At 66.8% G+C, this 9,320-nt stretch carries 11 protein-coding genes; 1 reads left to right on the top strand and 10 read right to left on the bottom strand.

The genetic code is table 11. From position 1 onward, the window contains the following. Positions 1-313: 313 nt before the first annotated feature. Positions 314-805: an REP-associated tyrosine transposase gene (locus AC5P74_RS15340; RefSeq protein ID WP_329841418.1), complete on the top strand. Its 492-nt coding sequence runs from the start codon at positions 314-316 to the stop codon at positions 803-805. A gap of 102 nt (positions 806-907) precedes the next feature. Here AC5P74_RS15340 and AC5P74_RS15335 read toward each other — a convergent pair whose 3' ends face one another. The 10 genes from AC5P74_RS15335 to hpf form a co-directional block, all read right to left on the bottom strand. Further along, complete coding sequence (locus tag AC5P74_RS15335; RefSeq protein WP_329841419.1) at positions 908-1,705, bottom strand: carboxylesterase family protein; 798 nt, start codon at positions 1,703-1,705, stop codon at positions 908-910. A gap of 71 nt (positions 1,706-1,776) precedes the next feature. Beyond that, positions 1,777-2,043: a hypothetical protein gene (locus AC5P74_RS15330; RefSeq protein WP_005415551.1), complete on the bottom strand. Its 267-nt coding sequence runs from the start codon at positions 2,041-2,043 to the stop codon at positions 1,777-1,779. Between the two features lie 105 nt (positions 2,044-2,148). Further along, positions 2,149-3,510: a magnesium transporter gene (gene mgtE / locus AC5P74_RS15325; RefSeq protein WP_053500770.1), complete on the bottom strand. Its 1,362-nt coding sequence runs from the start codon at positions 3,508-3,510 to the stop codon at positions 2,149-2,151. 271 nt (positions 3,511-3,781) lie between these two features. Beyond that, positions 3,782-5,551 (bottom strand): phosphoenolpyruvate--protein phosphotransferase, encoded by a 1,770-nt coding sequence (gene ptsP / locus AC5P74_RS15320; protein ID WP_197598432.1) that lies wholly within the window; start codon positions 5,549-5,551, stop codon positions 3,782-3,784. A 2-nt stretch (positions 5,552-5,553) separates the two neighbouring features. Further along, complete coding sequence (locus tag AC5P74_RS15315; RefSeq protein ID WP_005408385.1) at positions 5,554-5,823, bottom strand: HPr family phosphocarrier protein; 270 nt, start codon at positions 5,821-5,823, stop codon at positions 5,554-5,556. Continuing rightward, positions 5,816-6,208 (bottom strand): PTS sugar transporter subunit IIA, encoded by a 393-nt coding sequence (locus AC5P74_RS15310; RefSeq protein ID WP_005408386.1) that lies wholly within the window; start codon positions 6,206-6,208, stop codon positions 5,816-5,818. Before AC5P74_RS15310 ends, AC5P74_RS15315 begins: the two co-directional genes overlap by 8 nt. Positions 6,209-6,626: 418 nt before the next feature. After that, positions 6,627-7,511 (bottom strand): RNase adapter RapZ, encoded by an 885-nt coding sequence (rapZ, locus tag AC5P74_RS15305; RefSeq protein WP_005415554.1) that lies wholly within the window; start codon positions 7,509-7,511, stop codon positions 6,627-6,629. A gap of 27 nt (positions 7,512-7,538) precedes the next feature. Beyond that, the gene (gene hprK, locus AC5P74_RS15300; protein ID WP_005408388.1) at positions 7,539-8,489 is read right to left on the bottom strand and encodes an HPr(Ser) kinase/phosphatase; all 951 of its coding nucleotides are present in this window, start codon (positions 8,487-8,489) and stop codon (positions 7,539-7,541) included. Further along, the gene (locus tag AC5P74_RS15295) at positions 8,486-8,938 is read right to left on the bottom strand and encodes a PTS sugar transporter subunit IIA (RefSeq protein ID WP_053500223.1); all 453 of its coding nucleotides are present in this window, start codon (positions 8,936-8,938) and stop codon (positions 8,486-8,488) included. Before AC5P74_RS15295 ends, hprK begins: the two co-directional genes overlap by 4 nt. Before the next feature lie 21 nt (positions 8,939-8,959). Further along, a complete protein-coding gene (hpf, locus tag AC5P74_RS15290) occupies positions 8,960-9,277 on the bottom strand; it encodes a ribosome hibernation-promoting factor, HPF/YfiA family (RefSeq protein WP_005415556.1) in 318 nt (105 codons plus the stop codon). Positions 9,278-9,320 lie beyond the last annotated feature (43 nt).

Genomic DNA, 9,320 nt, shown 5'->3' with positions numbered 1-9,320 from the left:
GGTTGGCACTGCTGGTGTGGTGGGTACCAGCCTAGGTTGGCACTGCTGGTGTGGTGGGTACCAGCCTAGGTTGGCACTGCTGGTGTGGTGGGTACCAGCCTAGGTTGGCACTGCTGGTGTGGTGGGTACCAGCCTAGGTTGATACTGCTGGTGTGATGGGTGCCAACCTTGGTTGGTACTGCTGGTGTGATGGGTGCCAACCTTGGTTGGTACTGCTGGTGTGGTGGGTGCCAACCTTGGTTGGCACTGGCCTACCCGGGCGAAGGTGATTTCCCGATGTTCAGGGAACATGCGCCCGCCCATGCTCTTCTGCATGAACAGCACCCGTCTCCTGCTAGGCCGTCATTCCAGTATTGGCCAGAGCTACATCCTCACCACGAACGTGCATGGCCGGGCGGCTCTGTTCGCCAATGACGCCGTTGCGGTTACCGCCATGCAGGAGTTCCAGCGTCTGGATCTGGAAGGTCTGACCCATTCGATCGCCTACGTGGTCATGCCGGATCACATTCACTGGTTGATGCAGCTGCGCGCGGCATCGCTCGACGTTGTCATGAAGCGCTTCAAGTCGCGTACGGCGGTGTACGCAAACAGGGTACTGGGCAGAGTAGGGCGCTTCTGGCAGTCCTGCTATCACGATCACGCGATCCGCTCTGATGAATCGCTGTTCCGGCACGCAATGTATGTGATGGCGAATCCGATCAGGGCGGGGCTGGCAACGCAGCTTGGCGAGTACCCGCATGCGTGGTGTGAGTGGGAACTCGAAGGTTCCTATGCCAGGACGGAGTTCATGGGGGCGGACAGATAGTGCCAACCAAGGTTGGCACCCACCGAAAGCAGGTTCCAACCTTAGTGGGTAACTACCCAAACCAGGCTCCAACCTTGGTGGGCAACCACCGGACGTCGTGGCTCAGCGCTTCTGCGCGAACAGCCATGCCCACATTGCCGGGTCCGCGTAGGTGGCGTCCCAGGCATTGTGGTTGCCCTCCGGGTACTCGGTGTAGCGCACGTCGCGTGCAGCGGCGCTTTGGAAGGCGGCGTGCAGCCTGCGGTCGTCGTCCGGCGGCACCACGTCATCCAGCGCACCATGGAAGATCCAGATCGGTGTGTGCCGAAGCCGCTTGGCGATCTCGGCATACGGATCGGATTCCTGGGCCACCTGTTCGACGAACAGGGTCGGACGCACCGCGCGCGGCGCCAGCACCGCGCCGCATACCGGCACGATCGCGGCGAAGCGGCCGGGGTCATCCAGCGCGATGTTCCAGCTGCCATAGCCGCCCATCGACATCCCGGTCAGGTACTGCCGCGAGGGATCGGCACCGAACTCGGCGATGGTGGCGTCCAGGGCGGCCAGCGCAACGCGGTTGTTGCGCCCGCTCCATTCCTGGCGGCCTGGCACCTGCGGGAATACGGCCAACGCGGGGAAGTCGGCCGCGTGCCTGCGCAGGTGCGGCCCCAGCCCGGCATGGGTCTGCTTGACGCCGTCGCCGCCGCGCTCGCCGGATCCATGCAGGAACAGCACCACCGGCAGTGCGCCAGGCGTGCGCGCCGCGGTTGCCGGAATGAACACCTGGTAATAGGCGGTACGGCCATCCACTTTCACCGCACGCGATTCGAAGTGGCCGCGCGCGCTGTCCGGCTGCGAGGCGCAGCCGGCCATCATCAGGATCGCCAGCATCGGCAGCCAGCGCATCATCGTACGGACCATCGACGTTCCAGGAGCGGTGGGTTCAGCCGCATCCTAGTCCGCCGCAGGTCAACGCGGCATCATGCGCCGCATCACTGCGGGCGCGGAAAGCTGGCGATGATGTCCAGCTGTTCCTGGGCTTCGGCATTGCCGCTGGCGGCCGCGGCCTGCACCTGTGCCATGTCCGGATGCAGCACCACCAGCAACGGGTTTTCGCAGACCGGGCAGGCGTACTCGGTGGCGTCCTCGTCCAGCTCCATCTCCATGGCACGCGAGCTGCCCTTCCATTCGCAGGCTGGGCAGGTGTGCTGCTGGTCGCGCCAGCCGGGCTGGAAATAGTTTTCGATCGTGGTGGCCATGAGGGTCCAGTTGGAATCGGGTCAGAGCCCCGCGCCGCGGGGATCCGACCCTGGGTTTTGGCGTGGGTCGGAGCTCCGCGTTGCGGAGATCCGGCCCGGCAGGGATCAGTGCAGCAGCACCAGCGTGGCCAGGCCGAGGAAGGTGAAGAAGCCCATCGAGTCGGTCACGGCAGTCAGGAAGATGCCACTGGCCAGCGCCGGGTCGAAGCCGAAGCGTTTCAGGGTCAGCGGCACCAGCACGCCGGCCAGCGCCGCAAACAGCAGATTGCAGGTCAGCGCGATGGCGATCACCGCCGACAGCCCGGGCGAGTGGAACCAGACCAGCACGATCAGCCCCAGGATCGAGCCGAGCAGCAGGCCGTTGAGTGCGGCCACCCGCACTTCCTTCCACAGCAGCGTGCGCGCGTTGGAGGCGCCCACCTGGCCCAACGCCAGGCCGCGCACCATCAGCGCCAGCACCTGGGTACCGGCGTTACCGCCGAGGCCGGCGACGATCGGCATCAGCACCGCCAGCGCCACCAGCTTGTCGATGGTGCCTTCGAAATGGCCGACCACGCTGGAGGCCAGGAAGGCGGTGCACAGGTTCACCGACAGCCACATCAGGCGGCGGCGCATGGCGCGCCAGACTGGGCTGAACAGGTCCTCGTCCTCGTCTAGGCCGGCGGCGCCCAGCGCCTGGTGCTCGGCCTGGCCGCGGATGATGTCGACCACGTCATCGATGGTGATGCGGCCAACGAGGATGTTGTTCTCGTCCACCACCGGTGCGGAGATCCAGTCATGGTCGGAGAACTGCCGTGCCACTTCCTGGTCGCTCTCGCCGACGTCGATGGCCGGCTGCTCGTCGTCGATCAGGCGGTTGATCGGGGTGGTGTCCTCGTGGGTCACCAGTGCCGCCAGCGACACCCGGCCGAGATACTGGTGCCGCCGGCTGACCACGAACAGGTGGTCGGTGTGGTCAGGCAATTCGCCGCGCAGGCGCAGGTAGCGCAGCACCACGTCGACGTTGACGTCGGCGCGCACGGTCACCACGTCCGGGTTCATCAGGCGGCCGGCGCTGTCCTCGGGATAGGACAGCACCTGTTCCAGCCGCTCGCGGTTCTCGCGGTCCATCGACTTGAGGACTTCATCGATGACCGTATCCGGCAGGTCTTCGACCAGGTCGGCCAGATCGTCGATGTCCAGGTCTTCGACCGCGGCGATGATCTCGTCCGGGTCCATGTCCGCGAGCAGGCTTTCGCGCACGTCCTCGCCGACGTGGACCAGCACCTCGCCGTCGTCTTCAGGATCGACCAGGCCCCACACCACCTCGCGCTTGCCCGGCGGCAGTGATTCAAGCAGGTTGCCGATCTCGGCCGGGGCCAGGGTGTTGACCAGGCGACGTACCGGGCCCAGCCGGCCGCTGTCCAGTGCATCGGACAGCATCCGCAGTTGGCGCGCAGTCTTGTCGTGGCGTACAGCTTCAGCCATCGCAGCTCCCGCGGGATAAGAAAAGCCGCGATCCCGGCAAGGATGCGGCAACAGGGGTGTTCAGCGCGTCATTATCGCAAGGCGATGTTTCACCGGATACCCCGCTGGCCTGCGGCCACCGGGGTCCACGCATTCAACCTTATCCCCCGCCTGTCGGCGCGCCCCTTGAACAACAAGGGGCTGCTTCTGCGGATCGAATCTGGGTCGGGCCAGCGGCCAGCGGTTCCACATGTTCCGCCGGGCCATGCCAGGCGAGCGCGTAGCGCGCAAATCAGGGCGTATCCGCCACCAGCGCCAGCCAGCGTTCGATGGCGCGGCGGTCGCGCGCGGCCAGCAACTTTGGGGCACGGGCGCGCAGCGCACCCAGATCGGCTTCGCGTATCGCGCGGCGTACCTCCAGCAACGTACCCGGGTGCAGGCTGAACTCGCTCAGGCCCAGCGCCAGCAGCAGCGGGGTCATCCGGGCATCACCGGCCATCTCGCCGCAGACCGCCACCGGGATGCGGTGACGCGCGCCGGTCTCGATCACCATCTGCAGCAGCCGCAGCACGGCCGGGTGCAGCGGTGAATACAACTCGCCCAGCGCCTCGTTGTTGCGGTCGGCAGCCAGCAGGTACTGCACCAGATCGTTGGTGCCGATCGACAGGAAATCGACCAGGTCGATGAAGCTCTCCAGCGCCAGCGCAGCGGCGGGGACTTCGATCATCGCGCCCAGCGGTACGTGGTCGGACACCATGTGCCCTTCGCCGCGCAGCTGTTCGGTCAGTTTGAGCATGCGCCGGCGCACGGCCAGCAGCTCCTCGCGGGTGCTGACCATCGGCACCAGTACGCGCAGCTTGCCGTATGCAGACGCGCGCAGGATCGCGCGCAGCTGGGTGTCGGCCACTTTCGGCCGTGCCAGCGACAGGCGCACCCCGCGCAGGCCGAGTGCAGGGTTCTCTTCGTTGCTCAGGGTCAGGCCGGTACGGTCGGCCTTGTCCGCGCCCAGGTCCAGCGTGCGTATGGTGACCGGCCGCCCGCTCATGCCCAGCGCGGCATCGCGGTAGGTCTGGAACTGCTCTTCTTCGTCCGGCAGCTCATTGCGCTGCAGGAACAGGAATTCGGTGCGGTACAGGCCGAGCCCCTGCGCGCCCAGTGCATGCGCCTGGGTCACGTCTTCCAGCGATTCGGCATTGGCCAGCAGGGCAATGTCGACCTGGTCGCGGGTACGGCTGGGCTTGCTGCGCAGGCGGCCGAGCTCGCGCTGCTCGCGCGCATGTTCCTTCAGCCGGACGCGGTAGTCCCGCAGGTTGTCGGCCTGCGGGTTGACGGTGATGCTGCCGTCGGCGCCATCGATGATCAGCACATCGCCATCGGCGATGCGGCTGAGCAGCTGCGGCACGTTGACGATCAGGGGCAGGTGCAGGCTGCGCGCCAGGATCGCGCTGTGCGACAGCGCGCTGCCGGCGGCCGTGACGATGCCGACTACGCCCTGTGCCTGCAGCTGCGCCAGCTCGGAGGGCGCGATGTTGTCGCAGACCAGGATCTCGCCGGCCAGGCCTTTCACCGCCGACGGCCGTTCGGGTTGCAGGAAGGCGTGGATGCGCCCGATCACATGGTCGAGATCGTCCATGCGGCTCTTCAGATAGGCATCGTCCATGCCATCGAAGACCTTGGCCAGGCGGTCGCGCTGCAGGCGCAAGGCATAGCCGGCGCTGTACGGGCCACTGCGGATCAGCTCGTCCAAGCCGTACAGCAGCTCGGGGTCGTCCAGCAGCAGCGCGTGCAGGTCGAGGAACTCGCCCACTTCCTGGTTCAGGGCGCCATGCAGGCGCTGGCGCAGCTCGTGCATTTCCGTACGCGCGGCATCCAGCGCCCGGTGCAGGCGCGCCAGTTCGGCCTCGACCTGGTGGGCGGCCACGCGCTGCTCGGCCACCTCCAGCGCATGCGGCAGTCGCACGCGTGCCCGGCCCATCGCCGTTCCGCGCGCGGCGCCGTGGCCGGCCAGCAGCTGTACCGGCCGTTGGCCGGAAGGGACCTGGCTGGCGCGTGCGCGCGGCACGCTCAGCTGTCCTCGTCGAAGCGGCGTTCGAACAGGCCGACCACTGCTTCCATCGCGGCGGCTTCGTCCTCGCCGTTGATGCGCACGGTGACCGGGGTGCCCTGGCCGGCGGCCAGCAGCATCACGCCCATGATGCTCTTGGCGTTGATCTCACGGCCCTTGGCGGCCATGGTCACGTTGCAGCGGAACGGCGCCAGGGTCTGCACCAGCTTGGCGGTGGCCCGGGCATGCAGGCCCAGGCGGTTGCTGACGGTGAGTTCTCGTTCAAGCATCGTCGACTATCGCTCCATTACGGGTACCCGCCGCGGCTGTGGCGGGCAGTTGATCCAGTCCCTGTTCCGGATAATTCATCACCCGCAGCAACATCGGCAGGCTCAGCGCCGATACCCGGCGAACCGGGGTTCCCAGCCGGGCCAGCTGCCCGGCAAGGTTGGCGGGGCTGGCGCCGTACAGGTCGGTCAGGATCAGCACGCCGTCACCTCCATCGACCCGCCGCAAAGCGGCCGAGGCGAGCGGGAGCAGGGCGTCCAGGTCTGCGTCGAACGGTACTTCGAAAGCTTCGGTTTTCAGCGGCAACTGCCGCAGGAGCCGGGTCGCCACGTCAAGCAGGGCGGTCCCGACCCCGGGATGTGTTACGAGGAGAATGCCACAGGTCATTACTGCACGTTAACAGGTCAAGGTGAATCGGCGATAGCAGCAGATGAGGGGTACTGTGTCCCGTATTCAGTGTTGCTCGGGTCGGGGCCCTTTTTCATTGAAAAAGGGATCCGACCCCATGCGTTTTTCGATGCCTGGCAGCGATTCATCCACGCATGGCGTGGATCTACCGTGTCGACCAAGGTCGACACCTACCAACAGCGCACGGAATCTGTCAGAGGCGGGGCGGTGTGGGTAGGCAGGACCGTTGGCGCCATGGATGGCGCCATCGAGCCCCCATGGACGGGTTCACGGCGTGTCCTGCCTACCCACACCGCCCCGCCATCCCACGGAATGCCGCTTTTGCTGTTGCTGTTGCTGTTGCCGGCCAGCGGCCGGCACTACCAACGGGTGCCGGGCGCAGCCCGGCCGACCACCCTCAATCCTGTTCGCGGTGGTAGGTGGCCACGTCCTGCCAGCCCATCTCGCGGGCGTGCCGGGCCATGCGCTCGGCCAGGAACACCGAGCGGTGCTTGCCGCCGGTGCAGCCGAACGCCACGGTCACGTAGCTGCGGGTGCCATCCCCCAGTTTCGGCAGCCACGTATCGAGGAAATCCATCAGCTGGGCCAGGTAGCGCTGCACGTCCGGCTGCGCTTCCAGGTAGTCGCGCACGCCGGGTTCGCGGCCGCTCAGCGCGCGCAGGTCCGGGTCCCAGTGTGGATTGGGCAGCACCCGCGCATCGAACACGAAGTCCGCCTCGGCCGGTACGCCGCGCTTGTAGGCGAATGATTCGAACAGCAGCGACAGGCCAGTGGCATGGTCCATCGCGAACTCGGTGATGATCCGCCGCCGAAGCTGGTGCACGTTGAGGGTGCTGGTATCGATCACCGCATCGGCCTCGCGGCGCAACGGTGCGGTCAGCTCGCGCTCGCGGGCGATCGCTTCGGGCAGCGACAGGCCCAGCTGGCTCAGCGGATGGCGACGACGGGTGTCGGCGTAGCGCTTGAGCACCGTTTCGTCGCTGGCCTCGAAGAACAGTACCTTCACTTCCACGCCGGCGTCAGTGGCCAGCTGCCGCCAGTCGCCCAGCTGGCTCAGGTCAGCCTGGCCGCGGACATCGATGCCTACGGCCAAGCGGCGCGGTGCGCTGCCGTCGTGGTTGGCCAGCAGGCTGCGCACGAAATCCGGCAGCAGGTGGATCGGCAGGTTGTCCGAGCAGTAGTAGTCCTGGTCCTCGAAGGTCTTCAGGGCGACGGATTTACCCGAGCCGGACAGGCCGCTGACGATGATCAGGGTCGGGGCGGTGGGGATTGCGGTGCTCATGGACAGGCTCTTCGAGGGGCAGGAGGATCAGGGAGTTCGCCGTTCCAACAGGTTGCTGTGGCGGGCGATGAACATGGCCGCCGGGTCAATGCCCTTGGTGCGCAGGATGTGCAGGCGGGTGGCGGCTTCGGTCAGCACGGCCAGGTTGCGGCCGGGCATCACCGGCAGGGTGATCAGCGGAACGTCCAGATCCAGCACATGGCGGGTGCCCGAGTCGCCGGTCAGGCGCTCGTAGCCATGCGGGGTGGGTTCGGTCATCGGCTTGGTCAGGTGGACGATCAGCCGAAGGTACTTGTTCTTCTTTACAGCCGTGTCGCCGAACATCTCGCGCACGTTCAGCACGCCCAGGCCGCGCACTTCCAGCAGGTCCTGCAGCAGTTCGGGGCAGGTGCCGTCGAGCACGTCCGGGGCGATCTGGGTGAACTCGGGGGCGTCGTCGGCGACCAGGCGGTGACCACGGCTGAGCAGTTCCAGTGCCAGCTCGCTCTTGCCCGACCCGGCCTCACCGGTGATCAGCACGCCAATGGAATAGATCTCCATGAACACGCCGTGCAGGATCACCCTCGGCGCGAGCGTGCGCGCCAGGTGGTAGGACAGGTGGTTCAGCAGTTCGTGGCCGCGCTTGGGCGACAACCACAGCGGCGTGCCGGATTCATCGGCGGCGGCGCGCAGGTCTTCGGGGCAGGCCTGGTTGCGGGTCAGCACCAGCGCAAGCGGGTGCGACTGCATGATCTTTTCGATGGTCTCCCAGCGCTGGCGCGGTTCCAGCGCATCCAGCCAGGACAGTTCCTCGGTGCCCAGAATCTGCACCTTGTTGGGATAGATGGCGTTGAGGTAGCCGGCCAGCGAGGGACGCCGCGAGACCGTGTTGCCGGCCTCCAGCTCGCGCTTCTCACCGGATTTGCCGGCGGCCCAGCGCAGCCCCAGCCGCTCGCGCTGCTGTTCGAACAGTTCACGGGCGGTGATGCTGGTATTCATGCGGCGCTCGCAGGTGGGGTCATGTCCAGCGCCTCGCGCAGGGCCCGGGCATCGCCGGCCGCACGCAGGGCCTGGCGGATATCCGGCGCGGAAAACAGCTCGGCCAGCTCGGACAGCAGCATCAGGTGCTGGTGGGTGTAGTGGGCGGGGACGGCCATCGCGAACACCAGGTCCACCGGCTCATCGCCGCCGAAGTCGACCGGGGTCGCCAGACGCAGCAGGGCGCCACGAGGGCGGTCCAGGGTCGGCGCGCGGCCGTGGGGGATGGCGATACCGTGGCCGATCGCGGTGCTGCCCAGGGCCTCGCGCTGGCACAGGTTCAGATAGATCTGTTCGGCATTGGCCTGGCGGCAGGCCAGCAACCCGGCGGCGGCCTGCAGGACGCTGTCACGGTCGGTGGCCGCGCAGAGCTGGGTCTGCACGGCCGCCAGGAGGTCAGTCAGGGGCATGTCTGCGGGGAACGGTGGCGATCAGCCACCATTGTCACCCACCGGCAGCGGTGCGTGCTGCTGTTTTTTCTCCTTGTGCTTGATGACCAGGCGGTCAAGCTTGTCCGCAAGCAGGTCGATCGCGGCATACATGGTCTGGCCGCCGGCCTCGGCGTGCAGGGTCTGCCCCGGGATGTTGAGGCTGGCGTCGACGTGGTGTTCGGTCTTCTGCAGCTTGAGGGTCACCCGCGCTTCGCAGTGCTGGTCGAAGTGTTTTCCGATCCGGGCCAGCTTCTCCTCCACATAGGACTGCAGGGCCGGGGTGACTTCGACGTCTTTGCCAAACGTTTCGATGCGCATCGGGTTTCTCCTGTGTTCGGATGTGCCAATGAACCTCTCCGCC

Source organism: Stenotrophomonas sp. YJH_SMC_94-11 (genome assembly GCF_059370435.1).
Note: the sequence above shows the minus strand (reverse complement) of the source record. Positions and strands in the feature narration are given on the sequence as shown.